The sequence below is a fragment of the Brucella tritici genome (assembly GCF_008932295.1).
GTDB classification, from domain to species: domain Bacteria; phylum Pseudomonadota; class Alphaproteobacteria; order Rhizobiales; family Rhizobiaceae; genus Brucella; species Brucella tritici.
Map to the genome: position 1 here is coordinate 1 of NZ_WBWA01000039.1, position 26,066 is coordinate 26,066.

A 26,066-nucleotide genomic window follows, 5' to 3' on the forward strand; every position below is an offset into this window, starting at 1 on the left:
ATGGCGCAATCATTGCCCACTGCTGGTCATCAAGCCAGAATTCTCCTGCCATGGTCCAAAACTCCCGCTGCAGAAGCGAGTGAATCACGGAGTGCCAGTATGATCAAGAGTCTGATTGGGTTTTGGCCCTAGAGTGCCGTTCCGATTCAATCCAACCCTGGCTTCTTTTCGCGCAATTGCCCAACACTGTTGTTATTCGCACCCAAAGCGCGCTTCACCGCCGCGCGTGCCGATGCGAGATCCGGCATGACCCAGTTGGGCTCTCCGCCAAGAAATTTATCGAGAAATGCAATGGCATAACCCGGCATGTCAGCGATGTTTTCCTTATAGGACCACCATGTGCGCAATTCATCTGCACATTGATCTATATCTGGAACCGTGCCGAACTCCTGTTCCTGTACAGCAGCAATCGCGCAGATACAGTAGTTGGTATAGAGAAAACCCTCCGGCCAGAAGTCGACAATCTCATACAGACGAGCAGCATCGCCTGTGGCATGTTTTGGCGGTGAAACAACCCTGGCAGGCGATAAGCGGATCAATTCGCGCAGCACAAGACCTGCAGCAAAGGTGATGAAATCCTTACGGTCCACCTTGGCAAAGCGCTTGTTCTGATTGACCAGTTCCACCCAATTCAAAAACGCCTCGGTAAGCTTCTTTTCATCAATGTCGTATTCAACACCGTAGAGCTCATGCAGCAGGCTGGCATGTCTGCGGAACGTCGCCCTGAACCAACGCAACTGACGCAATCGATGCCGCAAATCAGGCATCGATGCCATTTGTTCTCTGAGTAGCAAGTCCATGTTGCGAGCGATCTCCCGTTTGCAAATGACATTATTCGAAACCGATTGAAATGTCAGTCGCCATTCGCCTTCAATTAGCGTCAAAATTATACATATTGACATTCTAGAAGACAAATGTTCTCTATTTGATGAAGTGCAAACTCGGAAAATATCCTGTTTGTCTTTCGTGGGAGGAGAACAAAATGGCTATCTGGCAATGGGCTTTGCTGGCGCTCGCCCTGCTATGGGGCTTCCAGTCGCTGGGCGTCTGGTTCCAGATGCGCCACTATTCCGATGTGATGAAAGGCATCACTTCGAAATATTCCGACGGTTTTGTTGGTGCCGGACACATACGAGGCCGTTTCGGCAAAGGTGTTATCGTATTGATTGTCGTAGACCGTAATCTGGTGGTGCGACGCTTCCTGCAGATGAGCGGACGGACGGTTTTCGCAAAATTCATCCGCCGTGAAGGCTTCGAGGGAATGCGCCTCAGCGAGTTGCAAAACAATCCCGTAATCGAAGAAGGAACGCCTGAAGTGGTGGCTGCTGCCCAACAGGCGATGGAGCAGATCGGTCGCATAAGAGACCAATCCGACGGGATCGAGCTCGAAGGTCTGAAAGCAGTGGGAGCATAGGAGTTGCTTGCCTGAAACAAGCAATCGAGGAGGAGCAATGTCGATAGTGACCATGTTGGCGCAACATGCCGACGTAACAATGCAATCTATACATATGGCCGGTAGCATGATTTCCGATGCGGCCCTGCATGGCAAACATGCGGCAGAGCACGCGGGAAATGACTTGCTGCAGCTTGCGCAAGCAACAACCACCGCGCCGGGCGATGCTGGCAGTGGCGGGATTACCGTCGATCAGTTCAAGGAACGCCTTCAGAATGTCCAGCAAGAAGAACAGCTCGGCTGGCTTGCTTCAATAGGCAAGCACTTCATCGGTGTCTTCCAGAAGGGCGGCGAAGTTTTTGCTGGGTTCGTAACGGGCATTATTCCGACACTCGTCGTACTGATGACCGCGTTCTATGCCGTAACCGAACTCGTTGGTGAAAAGCGTGTTCACGGTATCGCACGCAGCGCCGGACGTATTGCGCTCACCCGTTACACGGTCCTGCCGGTTCTTTCAGTATTCTTCCTGACCAACCCGATGGCCTATACATTCGGTTCGTTTCTGGACGAGAAATACAAGCCTGCCTTCTATGACGCGGCAGTTTCCTACGTTCATCCGCCGCTGGGTCTCTTCCCGCATATCAATCCGGGCGAATACTTCGTCTGGGGTGGCGTGCTCGTCGCACTTCTCGAGCTTGAGAAGAAGGGCGCGGTTCCAACCGGTTATCACATCAATGTCGCCATCTGGTACGCCATCGTAGGTCTCGTCGTGATCCTCCTTAAGGGCATGCTCACAGAACGCATCACCGCCATCATGGCGCGGCGTCAGGGCATTGAGCTTTAAGCGGGATTTGGGAGGACGACATGGTGAAGACCTATAAAGCAGTAAAGATTTCCCGCGGCTCAAACGGTTGGGGCGGCCCGCTTGTCATTCAGCCTAACGAACAGCGCAACAAGGTGGTTTCAGTCACTGGCGGCGGCATTCATCCGCTTGCACGCCGGATTGCCGAACTGACCGGTGCGGAAGCCGTTGATGGATTCCGTTCGCCGCCAATCGAAAGCGAAATGGCCGTTGTGGTTGTCGACTGCGGTGGCACGGCTCGTTGCGGCGTTTACCCGCGCAAGCGCATTCCGACGGTGAATATCACGCCGGTTGGACAATCCGGGCCTCTGGCGCAATTCATCACCGAGGACATTTATGTTTCGGGTGTGAAACCGGAAAACATCGTTCCGGCTGATGGTTCCTCCGCCGCAGCTCCTGCTTCAGCAATTGCAGAAGAAGAAACTCCTGCTCCGGTAGAACTGCCAAGCGAAGGCGGTATTGTAGGCCTTATCAGCAGCATCGGCCGCGTGATGGGTCGTGTGGTTGGTATCTTCTTCCAGGCTGGGCGACGCACAATCGATCAGGTTATTCGTAACGTTTTGCCGTTCATGGCATTCGTAACGATGTTGATCGGCCTGATCCTTTATACCGGCATTGGCGATATTCTCGCCCAACCGCTCGGACCGCTCGCCAATAACATTGTCGGCCTGCTCGTGCTTTCCGCAATTTGCGGTTTGCCGTTTCTGTCGCCAATCCTCGGACCAGGTGCGGTTATCGCACAGGTTGTCGGCGTGGCGATCATCGGGCCGCAAATCGCCAATGGCACAATCGCTCCGGCGATGGCCCTGCCTGCACTGTTTGCCTACAACACACAGGTCGGTTGCGACTTCGTGCCGGTTGGTCTGGCGCTCGGAGAAGCTAAACCCAAGACTATCGAAATTGGTGTTCCGGCAGTTCTGATCAGCCGTCAGATCATGGGACCTCTTTCGGTTCTGATTGCATGGGTTGTCAGCCTGGCTGTGCTTTAACCCCCTCAGCCTGCCGCAGCAAAACAGCGGCAGGCGATTTCCCAAACATGTACAATATCGATGTTCCTGATCAACTTTCGTGGGCATCGAACGACCATACCAAGAAAGGACCGCCTCTATGTCGATACATCTCAAAACGCGGATCACCGCGATCGGCCCGGAAGTTGCGGATCTCGCTGAAGGCGGCGTTCTCATTCTTTTTGCAGATGGCTCGCCACCCGAACTCGCTGAAGTGTCCGTAATGCATGTCGTGGAAGAAGGACCTGAAGTGTCCGCACCTGCTGTCGGGGCTCGCATCACTATTGGCTCACTCAACGCAGAAATTACTGCCGTCGGCGATAGCGCCTGGCAAAAAGTACGAGAAATTGGCCACGTCGTTATTTCGTTTACGGGCGCACAGTCTACAGATCGTCCGGGCGAAATTTGCGCTACTGAAATCGTCGGCGAAGAGCTTGTCTCTGCCCTTAAAGAAGGGCAGATTATCACCATCGGCGGCTGAATCTGATCATCATTGGGTTTGGAATTACGTGTTAAAACAGATAATTGGAACAGATTTCAACACCCATGATGTTGGAATGTTTCAGATGTCGCTTTGAGGCTTATATAAATGGAACGCTCGACTATCGTCCGGGTGCATGAAGGGCTGCATGCGCGCCCCGCAACCCGCTTCGTTAAACTGGCCAAGGGTTTTGAAAGCGACATCGAAATCGCCAAGGCCGGAAAAAGCGTAAGCGCCAAAAGCTCCGTCAAGCTGATGCTGCTTGGTGTGAAAGAGCTCGATGAAGTAACCGTTCGTGCCGATGGTGCCGATGCCATTGAAGCCATCGAAGCTTTGATTGGCTATCTGGAAAACCCGCAGGCTGGCCTCGAAGAAGCCCCAGCGGTCGCTCCCGCGCCGCAAACCGAAACCGCGCCAATACCCGTCGCTCAACCAGTCAATACGGTAGAACTGCCTGCGCGACAGATCAAAGGCGTCGGGGCAAGTGAAGGCCTTTCTTTGGGAACAGCTTTTCCGTTCTTTCCTGAAGAGCTCAAACCTTTGGGTCGGAAGCTTGCGGCATCCGAAATAGATGCCGAGATTGCCCATTTCAAATCGGCCATCGCGACAGTGCAGCAACGCATGGATGCTTCACTCTCCAGCGGCAATCTCGCTGACGCTGACAGAGGCATCATTGCGGCCTTAAAGGATATTGCTGCGGATGATAGCCTGACCGACGAGGCACTTGGGCTTATTCGAGGTGGTCTAGATGCCATTTCTGCGATGCTTGCTGCGGCTTCCACGGTTGCCGGACAATTTGCGGCACTTGATGATCCCTATCTCAATGCACGCGCAGACGACGTGCATGCGGTCAGCCGCCAGATTTGCCTTGCTCTGCTCGGCAAGGAAGACATCAATCTGGAAGGCCTGCCAGAAGGCTCGGTGCTTATTGCCGAAGACATCGGCGCGTGGGATTTGGCGCGCGCACCACTCAAAAAGATCAAAGGCGTGGTCTGCGGTCATGGCGGCGCAACATCGCATGTGGCCATCATCGCACGCACACACGGCATTCCGGCGGTTCTTGGCCTTGGAAGCGCCGTTCAACAGCTCAAAAATGCGAAAACCGTAGCGGTGGATGGAAGTTTCGGCATCGTTCACGCCGATCCGGATCAGGCTACCTGCAACGAAATCGAAACGCGTATTTCCAAAGCGTTGCAGGAAAAGCAGGCGCTGGATGCCTGCCGCTCCATCACGCCGCGTCGCGCTGACGGAACAATCATTGAAGTCGCAGCCAATATGGGTGCGCTGGAAGAGATCGATGTAGCACTGGAAGCCGGTGCGATGGGGGTCGGACTTTTCCGTACCGAACTTCTCTTCATGAAGCACATTCATCTGCCTTCCGAAGATATGCAGACCGAAACCTATTCCGCACTGCTGAAAGCTTTTGCGCCCAACTCGGTTATCGTTCGCACGCTGGATATTGGTGGTGACAAGCCGATTGCCGGTATTGAATTCCCCGAAGAAGAAAACCCTTTCCTTGGCTGGCGCGGCATTCGCATGTGTCTGGACCGCCCCGATGTGTTCAAACCGCAATTGCGGGCGCTGTTGCGCTCAGCGGTTAACGGCAATCTCAAAGTCATGTTGCCCATGGTTTCGGATGTTGAAGAAATTCGTGCGACCAAACGCCTGATCGCGGAATGCATCACTGAGCTTAAAACCGAAGGCAAAGCATTTGCAGAGTTTGATCTTGGCGTAATGATCGAGACTCCTGCGGCGGTTTTCGCTGCCCGAGAGCTCGCAAAAGAAGCTGCTTTCTTCTCCATCGGCACCAATGATCTAACACAGTATGTGATGGCTGCTGATCGGCTCAATCCAACCGTTGCAAAGCTCAATGATGTCAGCCATCCGGCTGTAATGGCTGCAATCGAAATGACCGCGAAGGCGGGAACGGAAGCAGGAATCATGGTCGGCATGTGCGGTGAAGCAGCTGGTAAGCCGGAGCTTATCGGCGAATTCATTCGTATGGGATTGACCGAGCTCAGTATGAGCCCTGCTTCAATTCCCCGAGCAAAAAAGCATATCGCGGATATGTTTGGCAGTTAGATCTTGCCTGCAAGACCCCCACAAGAAGCCCGGATATCGCTATCCGGGCTTTTACTTTATGGAAGATGAGCAATCAAAGTCTGGAACAATACTTCGAGCTGAGCCTCATCGCGGTCTTCTGCAGCCTGCATGAGACGATCATGGCGTACATCCAGCGCCAGAATAGCGCTTTCCAAAGGATCGACGCCTGCCAGATCTGCCGCTTTTGCTGTTGCCAGACCACAAGCGACACCAACAGCCGCAAAGCACGTTGTTTCAAATCTACGCGGTGCCTGCGGGTCACAGTGACCATCCAACGAGATAAATCTTACCGGTCTTTCGTCAAGCAGTTCCAGAAACATGGCCGCAACAGCTTTGGCCGTTGCCACAATCTTCCTATCACCCGCCTCAGCAGAAAAGACGCTCTTCAGCAACGAGCCATGCTTTTGCATCATTCTGGCGTGGACCGTGACAAATGCGGCTTCCTGGATCAGCACATTCTGCAACTGATGGCGGCGGAGCACTTCTTTCGTGAGGTAATACATATCCTTACGAAAAGCTCGTGCACCCTCCGCACCAGCGCCGAAATAAACCGACAGGCTTTTCACATGCGGCGTGCTGTTGTGCACATTTGGATTAGACGAAATCAGCGAAATCGAAATTGTTTCAGCCGTTGTCAGGGCCTTATCCATCACACTTGCGGCGTGTCCCAGCAGCAATTCCGGCGACACGATTTCTCCCGGACGTGTCGCTGATTGTTCAACCTGCAAACTTTCATGGCGATTGCGACGAATCATGTATCGAACCTCGCGCAGGCGGTCCTTCAGATTGACTGCAATTTCTTCCGAAAGAATGCGTAACATGTTCATTTTCCTCAACTGCAGCGCCATCGTAACAGGATGCACCAAGCACATGAATTATTGTTTGCCTTCACGTCGAAAAGCAATAGTTTCGGTGTAAGAACGCCACTTCTATAATGTAATAATACGCCAATAATTTGAGGGACAGTTTTGAAAAAGGCCGGCAAGAAGACGCAGAAAAATCCGGAAGCAGCGGACCTCATCATTGGATCGGAAGGTGTGGCTGCGGAAAACCGCACAAGTCGACTGCGAACGCGCGCTGCGTGGATGTATTACGTCGAACAAATGACCCAGAATGATATCGCGGAAGCACTGGGCGTCGGCCGTGTCACAATCGTTCGCCTTCTTGCTGATGCCCGCGCTCGTAATGAAGTAAAAATTACGATTGAGGGCAAGCTGGCAAGTCTAACATCATTGGAAGTTGAGCTTGAGAAAACCTTCGGGCTTGAGCGCGCCATTGTCGCGCCGCTCTCTTCGCCTGACATCGACCCTATACCGCCGATCAGTGCGGCCACAGGTGCATATCTGTCAGAAAAAGTGCAGCACGGCATGACGATTGGTGTGGGTTGGGGGCGTACCCTTTCCAGCACTCTGCAACATATCGGTGCACGTCCCCTCAATGATTTGAAAGTCATCTCCCTGCTCGGCGGCATTGTGCAACCGCGTCGTTCAAATCCGCCGGAATTTGCGTGGCAGTTTGCGCAGATTTTTCAGGGCGAAGGTTATCTGATCCCCGCCCCCGCTCTGGTCGATAGCAAAGAAACGCGGATCGCTCTTATCGAGCGTTGTGGGTTAAATACCGTGCTGGACATGGCCGAAGGACTCGACATGGTTTTGCTCAGTGTCGGTGACATTCAGACTGCGAGTAGCACGTCTTATCGCGTGGGCCTGATCGATGAGGCACAAAAACTGTCGCTGATCGAGAACGGTGCGGTCGGCGACGTGCTGTTTCACTTCTACGATATAAATGGCAAGATCGTTGATGATCCGGTGCATGACCGTGTCATGTCGGCCAAAATTGAAAGCCTTCAGAAGACGCCACAGCGTATTCTTACATCTGGCGGCAAAGAGAAAATCGCCGCCCTGCTTGGCGCGATAGAGCTTCTGAGACCGACCGTTCTTATCACCGATGAAGAAAGCGCGGCACAAATGCTCAAGGACAAGGCGTATTCCGAATAAAGGCAAAAAGCACATCGTCGCAAAACGATGTGCTTTTCTTCTAACAGCATCAATTGGCAGCTACTGCGCATTCTTTAAGGATTTGCAAAACCGCGGTTCGCTCTTCGATTTGTGGCATATGTCCACAGCGCGCGAAAATGTGGACCCCCACTTTCCCCGGCAAACCATGCGCATGAGCAACGGGGATAACACGGTCTTCAGCACCGAAGATAAGCCGCACCGGCATCGCAAGCGAGGCAATGCTTGAGCGAACTTCAAAGGTCTGCGTCCCATCTGCAAAGAACCGGGCGCCAATCGCTTCCTGTGTATTGCGCAGCTCAGTGTCGGTAGCCTGAGCGACAGTTGCATTGATAAACGGTTTCGTCAGATGGCTCTCATCGGCGACGAGCAATTTCAGCCATGGAACGATGCTGGCTTCGCTTTTCGCACCAACGAGACCTTTAATGAATGCACCATTGACCTGCGGTCCGAGGCCACCCGACGAAATCAACAGCAGAGAGCGCACATCGACAACACCGCGAGCCGCCGTGACAGTCGCGACAGCTCCGCCAAGTGAATGTCCGACCAAAAGACAGGATGTTACACCCAATGATGCGAGTGTTGCCTCAACGCTTGCTGCAATCCCGTCGATGCTTTCAGGAACAACGCGTGGTGAATTGCCGTGTCCCGGAAGATCGAGCGCCAGAATTGGATGACCGAGCGATGCACCGGCAAACAACCCACGCCACGAATTGAGATCAGCAGCAAAACCGTGGATCAGAACAACCGGCAAACGGCCTGCTTCACCCTCACGCAGCCAGACTGCATTGAGCTGTCCAGATGAAATAGGTTCAGTAGTTCCACTTGCAGATGGCTTTGCTGCGATCGCCGTGTTTACAGGTTTTTTGGCACTGAAATTGCCCTCAACGTCCTTCTTCTGAACGCGCCCTTTCGGGCCTGAACCCTGAATGGACGTAAGATCAATGCCTGCTTCGCGGGCAAGCCGACGGGCGAGCGGTGTTGCCCGCACATCATTGGCTGAACCCGCTTCATCGTCTTGGGAGGACTTGGGTTCAACCTGTTTTGGGGATGCTGTTTCAATGGCCGCTTCTACGGGCGCAACAACAGCCGGTTCCTCAACGACAGGAGGCGACTTGCCGTTACGTTCTTCGCCTTCAGCGTAAATCCAGGCGACAGCCTGACCAACAGGCACAACAGTCCATTCAGCCGCACTGATATCTGCAATGATGCCCGACGCTGGTGCATCGACTTCCATTGCTGCTTTATCGGTCTCCATTTCAAAGAGAAGCTGGCCTTTCGTAACGATATCGCCATCCTTGGCGTACCAGCGCGAAATCTGCCCCGTCTCCATATCCATATCGACCTTGGGGAGAATGACTTCCACAGCCATGGTCAGCGCACTCCCTTGGTCAGATCACGAGCGCTTTTCAATATATCAGGCACCTGTGGAACGGTCGCGCGTTCAAGATCAGGATTATAAGGAATTGGAGTTTCAGCCCCACCGAGACGCACAATTGGCGCATCGAGATAGTCGAAGGCATCACTTTCCGCCACAATGGCAGAGACTTCTGCGCCAATACCGAGGGTCTTTACCGCTTCATAAACGCAAAGAAGCTTCGAGGTCTTCTTGACGCTTTTAATGATAGTTTCACGATCAATCGGACGCACGGTGCGCAAGTCGATCACTTCAACATCAATGCCTTCCTTGGCAAGTTCAGCGGCGGCATCTAGGGCTTTGTGCACCATGATTGCCGTTGCAACGATGGTCACGTCGCGCCCTTCGCGAACCACTTCCGCCTTGCCGATTGGTACGGTGTAGAAGCCTTCAGGCACCGGACCTTTGGTCTTGTAGAGCAACTTATGCTCGAAAATCATAACCGGATCGGGATCTTCAACGGCTGCAAGCAACATGCCCTTGGCATCATAAGGTGTTGCTGGCTGTAAAACTTTAAGCCCCGGCACATGACCAAACCATGCTTCAAGGCTCTGGCTGTGCTGCGCCGCGGCACCCGTTCCCGAACCTGCCGGAAACCGCATAACCAGCGGCACCGAAACTGCACCACCAAGCATGTAACGGATTTTCGCAGCCTGGTTGACGATCTGTTCCATCGCAAGTGCTGCAAAATCGGAGAACTGGAACTCAAAGATCGGGCGCATACCGGTCAGTGCTGCACCGACAGCAACACCTGCACCGCCCAGTTCTGAAATCGGCGTATCCATGACCCGGTCTTCACCGAAACGATGCACCAGATCACCAGTCACCTGAAATGCGCCGCCATATACGCCAATATCTTCACCCATCAGGAATACGCGGTCGTCGCGTTCCATAGCAATTGCCATAGCTTCCTGAATGGCTTGCGAATAGCTCAACTCACGGATTGTCGTGTCCATATTCAAATATCGTCCGTGTAAACGTCGCGGGTCAGGTTGGTCAGATCAGGTGCCGGGCTGTTCTTGGCGAACTCGATCGCATCAGCGATTTCCTTCTCCACTTGAGCGCGGATTTCCTCGATCTCGGCGTCATTGATGAAGCCATAGGCTTTCAAGTCGGCCTCAAAATGCGCGATTGGATCGCGATCATTCTGCCAATGCTCGATTTCTTCCTTGGTGCGATAGCGGTTGCGATCACTCTTGGAATGACCGCGGATACGGTATGTCTTGTTTTCAATAAGTGTCGGACCATCGCCGCGCCGTGCGCGTTCAGTGGCTTCATTCATGGCCTCTGCTACTTCCGACAGATTGTTACCATCGACGATCACGCCGGGCATATTGTAGGCCGAGGCGCGGTCTGCAACATTGGCAACCGCTGTCGAGCGCTTGGTGGAGGTAGACATGCCGTAGCCATTGTTTTCACAAACGAAAACAACAGGAAGCTTCCAGACAGCCGCCATATTGAGAGCTTCGTGGAAAGCGCCTTCATTATTTGCGCCATCACCAAAGAACGATACGACTACCTTGCCGTTCTTCTGCTTCTTGGCGGAAAGCGCAGCACCGACCGCAATCGGAATACCACCACCAACAATACCGTTCGCGCCGAGATTTCCCTTGGAAACGTCGGCAATGTGCATCGAGCCACCACGGCCTTTGCAATAACCTGTTTCCTTGCCGAAAAACTCAGCAAACATACGTTTCACGTCTGCACCCTTGGCGATGCAATGACCGTGGCCGCGATGGGTCGACGTGATCATGTCATCATCATTGAGCGGCAGACAGGATCCCATCGCGCTCGCTTCTTGACCGATGGAAAGGTGCATCGTTCCGTGAATGAGACCACGCGTGTAGCTTTCTTCCGCGCCTTCTTCAAAGCGGCGGATGAGATACATCTTATGCAGTGCTTCTTTCAGTTGCTCCGGCGAATAGGTGCGGAAGGCATAAGGCAAGTTATGACGGTCGCCCGTATCCTGCGGTTCGACTTTTTTGGCTTGAACCATGATGTTTTGTCCTCACGCTCCGTAAACGAGCTTGTCTTGGCGCGCGCGCAGTTCAGCAATCTTGGAACCGGGAGCCACGGCCGCATTATCGTAGGTGATAAGCTCGCCTTTCTTGATCGGCTTGGTCACGCTGCCACCCTGCAGAAGCCCGCAAGGGATCGCATGTGCACTGCGCGCCTCGCCCGAAGTCATTATCCATGCGCGGTAGCAATACTCGCCAATCGCATCGAGCTTTTCGCCCGGCTGCATGTCCTTCTTTGCAACCGCAGCCACTTCTGCGACCGGCTTTGAAAGCGGAACCATGTCAGGCTTGCCGTAAAGAACAACGCGGGCGCAGGTGAGCGGCACTTCAAGGGAAGTCAGGTGATATGGACGATGGAACGTGAAATATGGACCCTTGCCCATTTTCAGATCTTCCATGCGCTCGGAAATACGCGGATGCGACATGTCGGCCACGACAAACACGCCCGGCGCAACGCCCTTTCCGATGGAGTAATCAACCACACCGACCTTCGACAGCACGCCGCCGTCCTTTTCAGGGATCAGCGTCTTATTGAGCTGGTCGAGCGTTGCAGCGGGGCCGTGCATACCAGCTTTATCGGGGACAAGACCTGTGGCATTGGCAATAGCCGCCATTTCAACCATGGTCTTTGAACCATCAACGAATTCCACCAACATGCGTACATTCATGTTACGGCGCGTGGCTTCTTCCATATATTGATCAGGAACCGCATCGATATTGAGCGGGTTGTTCTTGCCCTTGCCTGCCGCCACAATCGGATGACCCATGGCAGTCACAAACTCGATCAGCTCCATGCAGGATGACGGCTCATCGCCTGCGCCCAGCGAATAGGTCACGCCAAGGCGTTCAGCTTCGGCTTTCAGATAAGCACCGATGGTGACGTCCGCTTCAACATTCATCATGACAAGATGCTTGCCATGCTCCATAGCGCGCAGGCCGATTTCAGCCCCCACAGCCGGAACACCGGTTGCATCGATCACGACATCGATAAGATCGTTTTCGAGGATCAGATTGGCGTTGTCCGTTACTGCGACCTTGTGCGCCTCCATAGCCGTCGTCAGATCGGAAGCGGTCGAGACCTCACGCCCATGACCTTCCTCCTGAAAAGCAATATCAACCGCCTTGAGTGCATTGGGAATACGCAGTTCGGAGATAGCACCAACTTCGATACCCGGCATATGCGCAACACGCGTGACGATATCGGTACCCATTTCGCCTGAGCCAATCAGTCCGATGCGGATTGGTCGCCCACTATCCGCACGCGCCTGCATGTCACGCGCCAAACCTGTCAACGCCACATTGGTTGCCATCGTTTCCTCCTGAATGTCCCTGCAAAATTCTCGCAGTCTCCTCTGCTGTATTATCGATTAATGAACATTTGTTTCTAAGTCAATACCAGTGTTCATATCAGACAAGGCAGGCAGCCATTCCAAATGCCATCTTGTTATTCAACTTTAGTTTGCTATAGAATACAAATGTTCTGCCGTTTCGCTCAATTCACATTTTGAAACGTCGATACGTGCGAGCTAATAATGGCGTTCTGTTAGCTCGGCGCACTTTGGGAAGTGCTCCGGGGGGAGGAGAAATAAATGGACGCATTTCTGAGCGGATTAAAATCGGCAGTCGACACTCTTGGGGCGACCGTGCTGCTGCCTATCGTCATTTTCATCATTGCAGTGGTACTCGGTGCGAAAGTTGGCAAAGCTTTCCGCGCAGCCGTTACCATCGGCGTCGCTTTCATCGGCATCAATCTTGTTCTGGGGCTTATGTTCACCTCTATTGGTGAAGTGGCCCAGGCTATCGTCACCAATACCGGCATCAAGCGCGATATCGTCGATGTCGGCTGGCCTTCCGCTGCTGCAATCGCCTTTGGCTCATCGGTGGGCTTGTGGGTTATTCCAGTTGGCATTCTGGTCAACATCGTCCTTTTGCTGCTTCGCTGGACGCGCACACTGAATGTCGACGTATGGAATTTCTGGCACTTTGCTTTCGTTGGCTCACTGGTTGTCGCTGCAACGGACAATCTCGCCTACGGCATCATCATTGCAGCACTTGTAGCCGCTTTGTCGCTGCTGTTCGCAGACTGGTCCGCGCGCGCGGTTCAGCAGTTCTACGGCGTACCGGGCGTTTCCGTACCGCATCTGGCTTCAGCGCAAATTCTGCCGATTGCCATCGTGCTCAACTGGATCATGGATCGTATTCCGGGCATCAATAAAATCAACATCAGCACCGAGACCATCGAACGCCGCTTCGGCGTGTTCGGCGAGCCGGTCGTGCTCGGTCTGATCATCGGCCTAGTGCTTGGTCTTATCGCATTTTACAATGCAGGAGATTTCGGCACGGTTCTCGCCAAGGTTCTCGGCACCGGAATGACACTGGCGGCGGTCATGCTGCTTCTGCCGCGTATGGTCAAAATCCTGATGGAGGGCCTGCTGCCGGTTTCTGATGCCGCACAGGAATTTGTGCGCAAGCGTACAGGAGACCGCGAACTTCTCGTCGGTCTCGACTCGGCAATCCTGATCGGACATCCGGCTGCAATCTCGTCGTCACTCATTCTGGTGCCAATTGCGATCATTCTATCAGTCATCCTGCCAGAAAACCGCGTGATCCTGTTTGCCGACCTTGCTGTCATTCCGTTCATCGTCGCCATGACGGCACCGCTCCTGAAAGGAAACGTGTTCCGCATGGTCGTCGTTGGAACCATCACGCTCGCCATCGGCTTCTATGTCGCTAATGCACTTGCACCATTGTTCACCAGCGCTGCAGTTTCGTCTGGCTTCAAGCTGCCTGAAAACGCCTTGCAGATCACCTCGGTGGTCGATGGATTCCTGTGGGTGCCTTACGTCATCATCTCCGCCATCCAGTGGCTTGGTGCTTTTGGTATCGCGGTAATCGCCATTGTTATTGCAGCACTTTTCATGCTCTATCGTCGCAATACGTTGGCATGGGAACGCGCCGCAGGTGCCGAGGACGAGCCTGCAGATGAAATTGCCGCTTAACGGCGGCAATGATCGATGCATGAAATACAAGTCGCACGTCGAGATCGGCGTGCGACCTTCTTTGAATGGAGAATGGAATGGCTGCTGGTCTGATTGATTTTCTCGATCCACAAGCGATCGAACTTCAGAGCGAGGCAAAGACCAATGAAGAGATCATCCGGATTCTGGCAGGAAAACTGGAGAAGCTAGGTTATGTAAAGCCAAGCTATGCCGACGCAGTCGTCCGTCGTGAGCTGTCTATGCCGACAGGATTGCCGCTGGAACGCGAGGAGAACGTTGCCGTCCCGCATACCGATCCTGAGCATGTCATCAGGGCTGGTATTGCTTTCGCCACCCTGAAATCGCCTATCCAGTTTGCCAATATGGAAGACCCGGAAGAAGCTGTCCCGGTTGGATATGTGTTTCTGCTTGCCATCGATGACAAGGACAAACAGATTGAGACCTTGCAGCAGATCATGGCAACCATTCAGGATGCTGACGCACTCGACAGGCTGAAGGCAGCGCGCACGCTTGAGGATGTTGAAACTGCTCTGCAATAAAGACATTTCACCCGAAAGGCTGGAGTCTTTACAACCGAATTCGAGATAACAAAAATACGACATTCGCGCGTTCCGTTGAGTGCACGAACATTGGAGGAAACCATGGCCAGAATAAAAACAATTCTCTTCGCTTGCGGCACCGGCGTAGCGACATCTACGGCAGTGAACGCAACCGTTACCGAAGAAATGAAAAAACGCGGGCTTACCTTCAATGCTCAGCAGGCGAAAGCAACTGAAGTCGCGTCGCTGGCCGACAATGTGGATTTCATCGTTTCCACGACTCCCATTTCGGCTTCAGTGACCAAGCCCGTCATCAAGGGCCTGCCGTTCCTGACCGGTATCGGCAAGGATCAGGTTCTCGATCAGATCGAAGCAGAACTGCGCAAATAACCCTACCCGAAAGGGTCAGTTGTCTTACGTTACTTGCTACGACCTCTCGACCGGCTTCGATCATCAGGCCGGTTGGGGCATTCTCGGCAAACTGGTCAGTAGTTTCCGCGTATAGACATGCTGCGGATCGGCCAGAATGTCCCGCGTATTGCCCTGCTCCACGATCCGGCCCTTTTCCAGAACGATCAGCCGTTCGCACAAGAGCGCAACCAGTGCGATGTCGTGCGATACCACCACGAAAGTCGTGCGTTCTGAAAGAGAACGCATGAGATCAATGATACGGGCTCGTGTTGTCAGATCGAGCGCGCTGACCACTTCGTCTGCTATGATTAGATCAGGCTTCGAGACAATTGCCCGGGCTATGGCGATACGCTGGCGCTGGCCACCGGAAAACTCGTGCGGATAGCGGCGGATAGCATCCGCAGGTAAATCAACGGAAGCAAGCGCCTGCGCAACAGCCTGCGCGATGTCGGTTTCGATTTTCAGAGACCGCAACGGCTCGGCAATAATGTCGAAGACACGCTGACGTGGATCGAGCGATGAATAGGGATCCTGAAATACCGCCTGCACCGAACGGCGGAAGTCGCGCATAAAACTGCGATTGCGAATATCCAGACGCTCCCCGCGAAACGAAACATTCCCGGATGATGCGCGCTGCAGCCCGAGCAATAGTTTCAAGATGGTCGTCTTGCCGGAACCCGATTCACCAACGATGCCCAGATTGCTTCCGATCTCAAGTTTCAGATCGACATCGTGCAGAACTGTCTTGCCGCCTGTATAGGCGAAGGAAACGCCGGAAAGGTCCATCAATGTCATCGCGCAACCTCCAGCGCAGCATCAAACGCCCGTGCAGCGGCCACGAGCCCCTGCGTATATGGCTGCTGCGGATCGGTGAAGAGTGCCACAACCGGCCCTTCTTCTATAAGTTTTCCGTGCCGCAGGACCAGCGCGCGTTCAGTAACGGTCGCAACCACCGGCAAATCGTGACTTATGAACAGAAGTCCCATGCCCTCGTCCCGCACCAGTTGCTCCAGCAATTTCAAAATCTCGGCCTGTGTGGTGACATCGAGCGCCGTCGTCGGCTCGTCCGCAATCAAAAGCTTGGGGCGACAGGCAAGAGCCATTGCGATGGCCGCACGCTGGCGCTGGCCGCCCGATATTTCGTGTGGCCAGGAACGGGCAATGCGTTCCGGGTCCGGCAGGGATACACGCTCCAGAAGCGAGTGGACCTCTGCATTCACTTCAGCTTGCCCAATTCTGCGACCATCCCGAAGCGCTCGGCGACGAACGACCAGACCGACTTGTTTGCCGATCCGCATTAGTGGGTCTAGCGCCGTCATCGGTTCCTGAAAGACTGTTGCAATGCTCTGCCCACGCAACGGCACCAGATCCCGATCTCGCGCACCTATCACCTGATGGCCGTCGAGCGTGATCGATCCGCTTGCCCGCATGCCATCCGGCAACAGTCCCATGATGGCAAGAGCCGTCAACGACTTGCCTGAACCAGATTCACCGATCAGGCCAACCCTTTCGCCCTGTCCAACCGACAGCGAAACGCCGGAAATCAGAGACCTGCCTGCCGTTTCTATCTGAAGGTTCTCTACATTCAGCAATGAGCTCAACGTTGCCTCCTTCGCGTTGGATCGGCCACGTCACGCAGCCCATCGGCAAACAGATTGAGCCCTATCACCAATGAGACAAGCGCCAGACCGGGCGCAATAGCGCCGAATGGCGCCGTATAAACCGACGCCTGTGCCTCCTGCAGAAGACGGCCCCAGGATGAATTGGGCGGCGGGGCCCCAAGGCCAAGATAGGAAAGCGATGCTTCCGCAATCACGGCCAGTCCGAACTGAAGCGCAAAGTTGACGATCAGGGTTGGCCAGATATTTGGCAGCACATGGATGCGGACCAGCCCGAGCCACGATGTGCCGGAAATGCGTGATGCCGTAATGTAATCCATCGCCAGAACACGTTTGGCAAGAATGCGCGTCAGACGTGCCACAATGGCCGATCCGGCGATACCGATGGCCACGATGGCAGTCGTCAGGCTTGCACCATCGCTCGAAGCCACGATCAGCATGGCCAGCAACAGTGTTGGGAACGCAATGAGGATATCGAGCGTTGCCGCCAGCACATCATCGAGCGTCTGGGTCGCGAATGCAGCAAGAACACCCATCGTCACGCCAATCACCGCGCTGAGCGCGATGGCTCCACAGCCGACGACAAGCGCAATGCGCGAACCGATCATGATTTGCGTCATCAGATCGCGTCCCAGACGATCCGTACCGGCCCAATGCAGCCAGGACGGAGCCTCCAGTCGTCCACCCACCATTTCGCCGACGCCGTAAGGTGTCCAGACCAGCGAGAGAAGAGCGACAGCCAGATGCAATCCCAGCAGCAATCCACCTACAATAAGGGGCCATGGCAGTCGGTAAGCAGGCTTTCCATCCCGGACGGCGAGCGTCGTATCAGCAGGCCCCGTCATGCGCTACCTCCCCCGGACCGCTGGCGCAAGCGTGGGTCGATCAGCCGCTGCAGGAGATCTGCGGCGAAGCCAACCAGCAATACCAGAAGCGTCGATACAAACAGCACACCCTGAACGTTGGGATAGTCGCGCTGCTCTATGCCGAGCAGAAGCATCGAACCGAGGCCAGGCAGCGAGAACACACGCTCGACTACCACGGCACCGAGCAAAGTCGAGGCAAGCTCTATGCCAAGAATCGAGATCACTGGAACGGCACCATTGCGAATACCGTGGCGAATAAGCGCCTGCGAGAATGTTGCGCCAAGCGCCCGCGCGGTGCGAAGATAATCGCTGCCAAGCACGTCCTGGGTGGCTGAACGGACATAACGGATCAATGAGGCCGACATGACGATGGCAATTGTCGCGACCGGTAATATCAGCGACTGAAAAGCAGCGGGCACCGATTGCCATCCACGTGACGGGAAACCACCCGAAGGAAACAGCCGGAGCTTAACTGCGAAAAACCAGACCAGCAGAATGCCAATCCAGAACACCGGTACGGCAATGCCGAACTGGGAAACGACAGATATCAACGATCCATACCAGCGGTTCTGGCGCACGACCGACAGAATGCCGAGTGGTACCGCGATCATGATTGCAACGACGAATGCCATTAACGTCAACGGCACGGTCACGATCAGCCGCTTGCCGATCTCGGCAAGAACCGGTGCTCCGCTCACAAAGGAATTACCAAGATCGAAGCGTAACAGGCTACCGATGAAACGCAGAAATTGTTCATAAAGCGGCAGGTCCGAACCGACCTGCTTGCGTGCGGCCTCGATCTGCGCGGCATCCGCACCGACAGAAACAAGCGCATTGGCAGGATCGCCCGGCAACAGGCGCAACAGCAGAAACAACACGATTGAAGCGATGAAAACCGATAGAACCAATATGGCCGATCGGCGAATAATATAGGCGAAAATAGCGTTTACCTCTCCGATGTGAGGGGCAGCGCTCAGACCCTCATGCAAATGCGACAACGCCGCCGGAAATTAATTCAGGCGGCGCGCTCTGTCGAGTTATGTTCTCGATATCGACAGGCGGTTATTATTCCGCCTTCACGATGTCATAAGCGAAGAACTGGGAATTCAGGCCATTGATCGGGTAACCGCTCACTGATTTCTTCGAAACAACGATCTGCGGATAGAGATAGAACCAGTTGCTGGCCGCATCTTCGGCAATGATCTTGTTGGCTTCCGTCAGCTTGGCCGTCTGTTCATCCGTTGTCGTGCTGGCTTCGGCTGCCTTGATAAGATCGACGACTTTTGGATTGTTGTAACCCCAATAGAAATCGGGATTGCCGTAGAAGACGATGTCACGATGGTTCACATGTTCCTGCAAGGTGGCTTGGAAATCATGTGCCTTATAGACCTTCGTGTACCATTCATTGGCGGTGATGATGTTGATCTTGACCGTTACGCCGATCTTGGCCAGCTCGCTTTGGATGAACTGCGCGGCAATCGGGTGCGGATCATAGTTCGGCGTATCAATAGTGAACGTGAAACCATCCGGATAACCAGCTTCCTTGAGAAGTTCCTTGGCACTTTCAGGATCATAGGCGTCAACCTTGGTGAGATCGACATACCACGGATCTGTCGGCGGAACGAACGAGCCGATCAGCGTGCCGTAATCGCCCCATACAGCCTTCAAAAGCTTCTGGTCGTCGATTGCACGGGCAAGCGCCTTGCGCACTTTGACATTATCGAACGGCGCAACGCGGTCGTTATAGGCCAGCAGCAGCTTGGTGGTGGATTGTCCTTCGCTGACGGTGAAATCAGGATTATCCTTGAACTGCGCCAGAGAATCCGGGCTTTGAACCGACGTGATGATATCCACCGAGCCAGTCAGCAAAGCATTGTTCAGTGCACTGGCATCGGTGAAATACTGGAAGACCACCTCGCTGTTTTTCGGCTTGGCGCCCCAATATTTATCGAAGCGCTTCATCGACAGAGACGACCCACGGCGCCAGTCTTCAAGCTCGTAAGGCCCGGTTCCATCTTCCTTCGACTGCAGATCCTTCGCTTCGTCGTTCACCACCCATACATAGCTGAGATTGTAAGGCAGCGAGATGGAGCGCGAGGACAGCTTGACGACGACAGTTTCATCGTCCGGAGTCTCAACGGCCGAAATGGTCTTGAGGCTGCTTTTGCGCGAACTTTTCGATTCCGGTGCGGCAACGCGCTCAATGGAGAATTTGACGTCCTTGGAAGTCAGCGGCGCACCCGAATGAAAAGTTACATCCGGCTGCAGCTTGAACGTATAGGTCAGCCCGTCATCGCTGACGCTGTAATCCTTCGACAGAACCGGCTCAACCTTGCCGTCATCGGCAAGTCGAAACAGGGCCTCATAGACATTGCCGTTGAAGGCTTCGTTGATGCCCTGCCCTGCACCGGCGGTATTGTCGAGGTTTTGCGGCTCGTAGAGCGAACCGATATTGATTGTCGCGTCCGGGTCGCTTTCCTGCGCCAGCGCCTGGCTGAACGATCCGATACCGAGCGTCACGGCCAATGCCGCACTCAAGCTCCAGTAAGCCAGTCCAGATTTGCGATCACGAATATTTAAGCCGCCCATATTATTCTCCTGCGTGGAAAGCGCCCTACAGGCTCTCCGTTAGCAACGCTTATACCGCGTCCGCGAGAGCATCGGTAAGCGGCGGCACCATGAGATGGCGGGAATTATTAGAAATTTATTCCATAAAGAGTCAATCTATTAGACGAACCATCCGAACAATCGCACAAGGCGTCCGATATAAGGCGACTGACAAAGCACATAACCTCAAGAGATCAACCATGACTTTTATGGATCGGCACCGCGTACAGGAGTTGCTCACTGCGGAGGGCTTGGATGCACTGGTGCTTTTTCAGCCGGAAAATTTTCGCTATGCTACCGGGCTTACGGCGGGCGTGGCCACAATGTGGGGACGCGCCGGCTCGGCCATAGCCTTTGTTCCGGCAGATGCCTCGGCGCGTCTTGGTGCCGTTGTGAGCGATCAGGCTCTGCCAGCAGCAGGTACGACGCCTGACGATATCGACTTTCGCTCGCATCGAATCTGGATTGATGCCGTCACGGTTCGAGACGCCCATACGATAGAAGACATCAACACCGCCTATCGTAACACCGGCAATATCGGCCCCCGTCCAGAAACCTTCGACCAGAAAGCAGCCTTCCAACTGCTTGGCGATATGATTGGCGAGCGTGGCCTCGCTCGAACCAGCCTCGGCATCGACCTTGAATTCATGCCTGCAGCCGACTTTGCACGATTGAAAGAAATCCTGCCTTCTGCCCAATGGCGCGATGCTTCCAGCATCGTAAAGCGGCTGCGCCTGATAAAAAGCCCCCGCGAAATCGAATTCTTACGCAATGCAGCCCGTTATGCGGAAGACGGATTGCAGAATATGGCGAACGCAGTACGATCCGGTTCAACAGCCACAGAACTGTCTGATGCCTGGTTGACCGGGGCTACGGGTGCCGCCAAAGCAAATGGCCAGAGCCTGTCCGGCCACTGGGCCTATATCACGGTGGGACCGAACCTTCAAAATCCTGCGGCGCAACTGACGGAAGGCGGCCTCATCAAGGCCGATGTCGGCACGCTGGTAAATGGATATTCGTCTGATGGCGCCCGCACCTTCGTTCTGGGCAAGCCCGCTCCCCTCGCCCAACAGATCTACACAGCGCTTCTGGAAACCTTTCAGGCCGGAACATCGCTGCTGAAGCCCGGCAATACATTCGGACAGATTCACGAAGCAATGCTCTCCACAATGCGGCGTCATGGGTTCAGCGAGTATTATCGCGGGCATTTCGGGCACTCCGTCGGCTCGGCGCTCGGGATCGAGGAATGGCCTTTCATCTCGCACGAAAACGATATGGTCTTCGAGCCGAATATGGTGCTGGCAGTAGAAGCCCCGTTTTATGCAAACGGACTGGGAGCCCTGATGATCGAAGAACAATTCCTTATCACACCCGATGGAGCGGAAACGATGAACGCTCTTTCACGCGAGCTTGTCTCGATAGGCTGAACGGAGCGGGGCAATTGCTTTGCCCCGACAATCTTCCACAAGATGACGCAGTCGCGGCTAGTCAGATAAACTTGCCGAGCTTTTCCGCTGCCTGTCGCAGATTTTCAAGATGGGTAAGCCCCTGTTCCAGAGACAGACGCTGGGTTGGTGCATGGAACGACAGCGTGGCGCAAAAATTGCGTCGTGCATCCATGACAGGCACTGCAACAGCAATCATGCCGTCAACGAGCTCTTCCTGGTCCGTCGCGAACCCACGTACCCTCACAAGCTCGATTTCCTCGCGAAGCATCGTCGTATCGACAATGGTTTTGTTGGTGAAGGACTGCTTGTCTCCGGTGAGGAGATAGCGTTCGAACGCTTCTTCCGAAAGCAGGCTGAGTGTGACTTTCCCTGCCGCAGTGGCATGGAGCGGCACACGCGAACCGATATGAAGCGCAATGCGCAACGGCCACTGCGTTTCCACGCGATCGACATAAATCATCGCATCATTGTCGGGAACCGCCAGATTGCAGGTTTCTCCGATCTGCTGATTGAGCCAGATCAGAACATTTCTGCTTGGAAGGCTGCTCAATGAAGCATGCATGGCGCCGATTGCCATCTCGCGGAAGCGAGCACCGGGCAGATAACTCTTCCCATCAATGTTCTTGGCGAGAAAGCCCTGCTCTTCCAGATAGGCCAGCAGACGGTGCACTGTCGGCTTGGGCAGTTTGAGTTCGTCAATGATTTCTGCAGGTGTCATTGCGCGTCGTTGACGACCCAGCAACTCAAGAATCTGCAGGTTCCTTATACTTGGGCTGGCAATCAGATTATTGGATTCATTCTTCATGAAAACACTACGTCACGCTGAGATTTCCTAGTGGTTTAACCCAGCCTAGAGACGTAACCAAGCGAATTTATATCCGGTGAATTCAATAAGTTGATATTTTTCGAGACAATACGTCTCAAAAAATGATTGACTCTCATGCGTTTTAAACCAAGGCTAACGACATCGCGATCCACAGGAGGAGTGTGGGTCGGGCCATAACCGTCAAAACGCAGGAGGGCGTCATGTCGGATACAACAGTGGATGCTGTGAGGAGCAGCAGCCAGGCGAATGATGTCAGGAAAGTCGTCTTTGCCAGTCTGATCGGCTCCACCATCGAGTGGTATGACTTTTTTCTTTATGGTGTGGTGGCGGGCATCGTCTTCAACCACCTTTACTTTCCATCGGATAACGAAACCGTTTCCATCATGCTGGCCTACGCGACTTTTGCGGTAGGCTTTGTCGCTCGGCCCTTGGGCGGCCTCGTTTTCGGTCATTTCGGCGACCGGATCGGGCGTAAGGCGATGTTGATCATCAGCCTGCTGATGATGGGCGGGGCTACTGTCGCCATCGGGCTCTTGCCCGGCTATCAAACTATCGGGCTGATGGCCCCCGTGGCTCTTTTGTTCCTTCGTGTCCTTCAAGGCATTGGCATTGGGGGCGAATGGGGCGGGGCGGTGCTGATGGCTTACGAATACGCACCCAAGGACAAGCGTGGCTTCTACGCTTCGCTGCCGCAGATCGGTCTGTCTCTGGGCCTGTTCCTGTCGTCAGGTGTCATGGCGCTCCTGTCACTTCTGCCCGACGAGCAGTTCATGGCATGGGGCTGGCGCGCTGCCTTTATTGGATCAATCGTACTTGTCTTTCTGGGGACATGGATCAGGTCTAATATTCAGGAAAGCCCCGAATTTCAAAAAGCTAAGGCTGCGTCTCGCGGTCGGGATCAGGGTCTGCCTTTCACCACCATGATCAAGCGCTATCCGGGTAACGTCATTCTCGGCATGGGTGCCCGTTACATCGACGGCGTATTCTTCAATATCTTTGCCGTTTTCTCGATCCTGTATCTGACCCGTTTTGCCGGGCTCGATCGGACGGCAGCATTGTGGACCGTCTGCGCCGCCGCCGTGGTGATGATCGTATTCATTCCCCTGTTCGGACGTCTGTCCGACCGGATCGGGCGACCTGTTACCTATGCATGGGGATCTCTCCTGCTAGGTTTGAGCGTTTTCCCGGCTTTCTGGCTCATGTCGACAGGCGTGCCAGCGCTGATCGTTCTGGGCATCGTACTGCCTTTCGGCATCATCTATCCCATGTGCTACGGGCCGGAAGCTGCCCTGTTTGCAGACCTGTTCGATCCTACAGTCAGATATACCGGCATATCCTTCGTCTATCAGTTCTCGGGCATCATCGCTTCTGGTCTGACACCGATGATCGCCACCTATCTGATGTCCATCAATAACAACGACCCTTTCTGGGTATGCGTCTACGTAGTGTTTGCGGCTGCGGTGTCGTTGGCATCCGCTGTTGCAATCGAGCGCAGGCGAAAACGGTTCTAGTGGATTTGTCGAATTTGACGTTTGAAACGAGCTTCATGTCCCCGGGTATCAAGCGTCAAATTCAATCCACAAGCGGAACCAGCAGGCTGCAGTGTGCAGCAAGACAGGGAACCATTTCCATCGTGCGACACGGACCCTGTCAGGAGGAAATTCTTTATGAATGAAGTAGCAGACTACATCATAGTGGGTGCCGGTTCAGCGGGCTGCATCGCGGCCAACAGGATCAGTGCTGACCCTTCGGTCACCGTTCACCTGCTGGAAGCCGGCCGTAAGGACAGCAATCCATGGATTCACGTTCCGGTCGGCTATTTTCGCACAATGCACGATCCCAACTATGACTGGTGCTATCAGACAGAACCGGATTCGGGATTGAACGGGCGCAGCCTGAACTGGCCGCGTGGAAAGGTACTCGGCGGCTCGTCGTCACTCAACGGTCTGCTTTATGTGCGCGGCCAGAAAGAGGACTATGATCGTTGGGCACAGTTCGGCAATTCCGGCTGGTCCTGGCAGGATGTCGGTCCAGTTTTCGAGAGTTTCGAAACGTTCCATCGCCCGGCAGCCGCAAACCGTGGAACCATGGGTGAGTTGCAGGTGTCGGACCCACGCCTGAAGCGGGCGATCTGCGAAAAATGGATCGAGGCGGCCCGTGCGAATGGCTATGATTACAACCCCGACTATAACGGAGCGACGCAGGAGGGCGTGGGGCATTTTCAGCTTACCATGCACAAGGGACGCAGATGCTCTTCCGCAGCCGCATTCTTGCGCCCGATCCGTCATAGACAAAATCTGACCGTCGAGACCGATGCTCACATCATGCGTGTCGTCATCCAGGATGGTCGCGCGACAGGGGTGGAATATCAGCGCCCGGACGGCACACGCCACACGATCCATGCCAGACATGAGGTCATCTTGTGCGCCGGAGCTATCGGCTCACCGCAGATACTTATGCTGTCCGGCATCGGCCCGGCTGAACAACTGGCCACTCACGGCATCTCTGTTCATCGCAACGCGCCGGAAGTGGGCCAGAACTTGCAGGACCATTTGCAGGCCCGGCTGGTCTTCAAATGCAACGAGCCTACACTCAATGATGAAGTTCGCAGTCTCATCAAGAAAGCTGCCATCGGTCTCGAATATGCACTGTTTCGGACCGGCCCCATGACGATGGCCGCCAGCCTGGTCTTCGGATTTGTCAAGACGCGACCCGAACTTGCCACGCCGGATATTCAGTTTCACATTCAGCCATGGTCGGCAGACAGCCCCGGCGAAGGTGTGCATCCTTTCTCTGCCTTCACCCAATCGGTGTGCCAGTTACGTCCGGAAAGTCGTGGAACGATCACTTTGCGTTCCGGCAACCCGTTCGACCATCCAGTCATTCAGCCCAACTATCTGGCAACCAGAAACGACCAGCAGACATTGGTCGAGGGAATTCGCATCGCACGTCGCATCGCCCGGACTGAACCGCTTAAATCTGCAATTGCGCAGGAGTTCAGACCGACAGCTGATCTCAATGGCGATGACGAATTGCTCGATTGGGCGCGAAGCAATTCCACCACGATCTATCATCCAACCGGCACCTGCCGGATGGGCGTCGATGAGCGCTCTGTTGTCGACGACCGGTTGCGTGTTCGCGGCATTGAAGGTCTGCGCGTCGCAGATTGCTCGATCATGCCGGAAATTGTCTCCGGCAACACAAATGCACCGGCGATGATGATCGGCGCGAAACTGGCCCAGATGGTCCTGGAAGACAGGAAACGCGCATTATCGGCACAAAATGCCCTCGCGCCAACCTATGAAAAAGTAGCTTAGGAGAATTCACTGCCATGAAGATGACGACGGAAGAAGCGTTTGTTAAGGTTTTGCAGATGCATGGTATAGAGCATGCATTTGGGATCATCGGTTCTGCGATGATGCCGGTTTCGGATCTGTTTCCAAAGGCTGGCATTA

At 54.4% G+C, this 26,066-nt stretch carries 25 protein-coding genes; 13 read left to right on the top strand and 12 right to left on the bottom strand.

What is annotated here, in order from left to right; all coding sequences use genetic code 11:
* Positions 1–146: 146 nt before the first annotated feature.
* A complete protein-coding gene (locus F9K91_RS23690; protein ID WP_151678922.1) occupies positions 147–800 on the bottom strand; it encodes a hypothetical protein in 654 nt (217 codons plus the stop codon).
* 182 nt (positions 801–982) lie between these two features.
* Between F9K91_RS23690 and F9K91_RS23695 the strand changes: the two genes are divergently transcribed.
* The 5 genes from F9K91_RS23695 (at position 983) to ptsP (ending at position 5,825) form a co-directional block, all read left to right on the top strand.
* On the top strand, positions 983–1,414 hold the full coding sequence (locus F9K91_RS23695) for a transcriptional regulator GutM (protein ID WP_151678908.1): 432 nt from the start codon (positions 983–985) through the stop codon (positions 1,412–1,414).
* 37 nt (positions 1,415–1,451) lie between these two features.
* Complete coding sequence (gene srlA, locus F9K91_RS23700; protein ID WP_105543912.1) at positions 1,452–2,237, top strand: PTS glucitol/sorbitol transporter subunit IIC; 786 nt, start codon at positions 1,452–1,454, stop codon at positions 2,235–2,237.
* A 20-nt stretch (positions 2,238–2,257) separates the two neighbouring features.
* Complete coding sequence (gene srlE / locus F9K91_RS23705; protein WP_151558027.1) at positions 2,258–3,244, top strand: PTS glucitol/sorbitol transporter subunit IIB; 987 nt, start codon at positions 2,258–2,260, stop codon at positions 3,242–3,244.
* Positions 3,245–3,362: 118 nt separating this feature from the next.
* Complete coding sequence (locus tag F9K91_RS23710) at positions 3,363–3,743, top strand: PTS glucitol/sorbitol transporter subunit IIA (protein ID WP_151558029.1); 381 nt, start codon at positions 3,363–3,365, stop codon at positions 3,741–3,743.
* A 108-nt stretch (positions 3,744–3,851) separates the two neighbouring features.
* Positions 3,852–5,825, top strand: a complete 1,974-nt coding sequence (gene ptsP / locus F9K91_RS23715; protein WP_151678909.1) for a phosphoenolpyruvate--protein phosphotransferase — start codon at positions 3,852–3,854, stop codon at positions 5,823–5,825.
* A gap of 56 nt (positions 5,826–5,881) precedes the next feature.
* Here the strand turns inward: ptsP and F9K91_RS23720 are convergent, their stop codons facing one another.
* Positions 5,882–6,667: a hypothetical protein gene (locus tag F9K91_RS23720; protein ID WP_151678910.1), complete on the bottom strand. Its 786-nt coding sequence runs from the start codon at positions 6,665–6,667 to the stop codon at positions 5,882–5,884.
* 147 nt (positions 6,668–6,814) lie between these two features.
* Here F9K91_RS23720 and F9K91_RS23725 point away from each other — a divergent pair, with 147 nt between their 5' ends.
* Positions 6,815–7,843: a sugar-binding transcriptional regulator gene (locus F9K91_RS23725; protein WP_151558035.1), complete on the top strand. Its 1,029-nt coding sequence runs from the start codon at positions 6,815–6,817 to the stop codon at positions 7,841–7,843.
* 49 nt (positions 7,844–7,892) lie between these two features.
* On the opposite strand, the gene F9K91_RS23730 is transcribed toward F9K91_RS23725, so the two are convergent.
* The 4 genes from F9K91_RS23730 to F9K91_RS23745 are packed head-to-tail and all read right to left on the bottom strand — an operon-like array spanning position 7,893 to position 12,606.
* Positions 7,893–9,233 carry an acetoin dehydrogenase dihydrolipoyllysine-residue acetyltransferase subunit gene (locus tag F9K91_RS23730; RefSeq protein WP_151678911.1) on the bottom strand — a complete coding sequence of 447 codons (1,341 nt, stop codon included), beginning with the start codon at positions 9,231–9,233 and terminating at the stop codon, positions 7,893–7,895.
* Positions 9,234–9,235: 2 nt separating this feature from the next.
* On the bottom strand, positions 9,236–10,234 hold the full coding sequence (locus F9K91_RS23735; RefSeq protein WP_151678912.1) for an alpha-ketoacid dehydrogenase subunit beta: 999 nt from the start codon (positions 10,232–10,234) through the stop codon (positions 9,236–9,238).
* A 2-nt stretch (positions 10,235–10,236) separates the two neighbouring features.
* Positions 10,237–11,274, bottom strand: a complete 1,038-nt coding sequence (locus F9K91_RS23740) for a thiamine pyrophosphate-dependent dehydrogenase E1 component subunit alpha (protein WP_151678913.1) — start codon at positions 11,272–11,274, stop codon at positions 10,237–10,239.
* Between the two features lie 12 nt (positions 11,275–11,286).
* Positions 11,287–12,606: an NAD(P)H-dependent oxidoreductase gene (locus F9K91_RS23745; protein ID WP_151678914.1), complete on the bottom strand. Its 1,320-nt coding sequence runs from the start codon at positions 12,604–12,606 to the stop codon at positions 11,287–11,289.
* A 279-nt stretch (positions 12,607–12,885) separates the two neighbouring features.
* Between F9K91_RS23745 and F9K91_RS23750 the strand changes: the two genes are divergently transcribed.
* From F9K91_RS23750 to F9K91_RS23760, 3 genes are all read left to right on the top strand, one after another.
* Positions 12,886–14,295: a PTS galactitol transporter subunit IIC gene (locus F9K91_RS23750; RefSeq protein WP_151678915.1), complete on the top strand. Its 1,410-nt coding sequence runs from the start codon at positions 12,886–12,888 to the stop codon at positions 14,293–14,295.
* A gap of 77 nt (positions 14,296–14,372) precedes the next feature.
* Positions 14,373–14,834, top strand: a complete 462-nt coding sequence (locus F9K91_RS23755; RefSeq protein ID WP_151678916.1) for a PTS sugar transporter subunit IIA — start codon at positions 14,373–14,375, stop codon at positions 14,832–14,834.
* Between the two features lie 102 nt (positions 14,835–14,936).
* The gene (locus F9K91_RS23760) at positions 14,937–15,224 is read left to right on the top strand and encodes a PTS sugar transporter subunit IIB (protein WP_061345673.1); all 288 of its coding nucleotides are present in this window, start codon (positions 14,937–14,939) and stop codon (positions 15,222–15,224) included.
* Between the two features lie 63 nt (positions 15,225–15,287).
* Here F9K91_RS23760 and F9K91_RS23765 read toward each other — a convergent pair whose 3' ends face one another.
* The 5 genes from F9K91_RS23765 to F9K91_RS23785 form a co-directional block, all read right to left on the bottom strand.
* Entirely contained in the window at positions 15,288–16,040 is a 753-nt protein-coding gene (locus F9K91_RS23765; protein WP_151678917.1) for an ABC transporter ATP-binding protein, read from the bottom strand.
* Entirely contained in the window at positions 16,037–16,846 is an 810-nt protein-coding gene (locus F9K91_RS23770) for an ATP-binding cassette domain-containing protein (RefSeq protein WP_151678918.1), read from the bottom strand. The genes F9K91_RS23765 and F9K91_RS23770 overlap by 4 nt, the downstream gene beginning before the upstream one ends.
* Entirely contained in the window at positions 16,843–17,709 is an 867-nt protein-coding gene (locus F9K91_RS23775; RefSeq protein WP_151652337.1) for an ABC transporter permease, read from the bottom strand. The genes F9K91_RS23770 and F9K91_RS23775 overlap by 4 nt, the downstream gene beginning before the upstream one ends.
* Positions 17,706–18,659 (bottom strand): ABC transporter permease, encoded by a 954-nt coding sequence (locus F9K91_RS23780; protein ID WP_268878398.1) that lies wholly within the window; start codon positions 18,657–18,659, stop codon positions 17,706–17,708. The genes F9K91_RS23775 and F9K91_RS23780 overlap by 4 nt, the downstream gene beginning before the upstream one ends.
* Before the next feature lie 136 nt (positions 18,660–18,795).
* On the bottom strand, positions 18,796–20,319 hold the full coding sequence (locus F9K91_RS23785; RefSeq protein WP_151678919.1) for an ABC transporter substrate-binding protein: 1,524 nt from the start codon (positions 20,317–20,319) through the stop codon (positions 18,796–18,798).
* Between the two features lie 218 nt (positions 20,320–20,537).
* Here F9K91_RS23785 and F9K91_RS23790 point away from each other — a divergent pair, with 218 nt between their 5' ends.
* Positions 20,538–21,764: a M24 family metallopeptidase gene (locus tag F9K91_RS23790; protein WP_151678920.1), complete on the top strand. Its 1,227-nt coding sequence runs from the start codon at positions 20,538–20,540 to the stop codon at positions 21,762–21,764.
* A gap of 61 nt (positions 21,765–21,825) precedes the next feature.
* On the opposite strand, the gene F9K91_RS23795 is transcribed toward F9K91_RS23790, so the two are convergent.
* Entirely contained in the window at positions 21,826–22,590 is a 765-nt protein-coding gene (locus F9K91_RS23795; protein ID WP_151558059.1) for an IclR family transcriptional regulator, read from the bottom strand.
* 221 nt (positions 22,591–22,811) lie between these two features.
* Between F9K91_RS23795 and F9K91_RS23800 the strand changes: the two genes are divergently transcribed.
* From F9K91_RS23800 to F9K91_RS26615, 3 genes are all read left to right on the top strand, one after another.
* Complete coding sequence (locus F9K91_RS23800; RefSeq protein ID WP_167522273.1) at positions 22,812–24,122, top strand: MFS transporter; 1,311 nt, start codon at positions 22,812–22,814, stop codon at positions 24,120–24,122.
* 156 nt (positions 24,123–24,278) lie between these two features.
* Positions 24,279–25,928: a GMC family oxidoreductase gene (locus F9K91_RS23805; protein ID WP_151652333.1), complete on the top strand. Its 1,650-nt coding sequence runs from the start codon at positions 24,279–24,281 to the stop codon at positions 25,926–25,928.
* Between the two features lie 14 nt (positions 25,929–25,942).
* A partial coding sequence (locus tag F9K91_RS26615; protein ID WP_143132852.1) for a thiamine pyrophosphate-binding protein occupies positions 25,943–26,066 on the top strand: 124 nt, incomplete at its 3' end.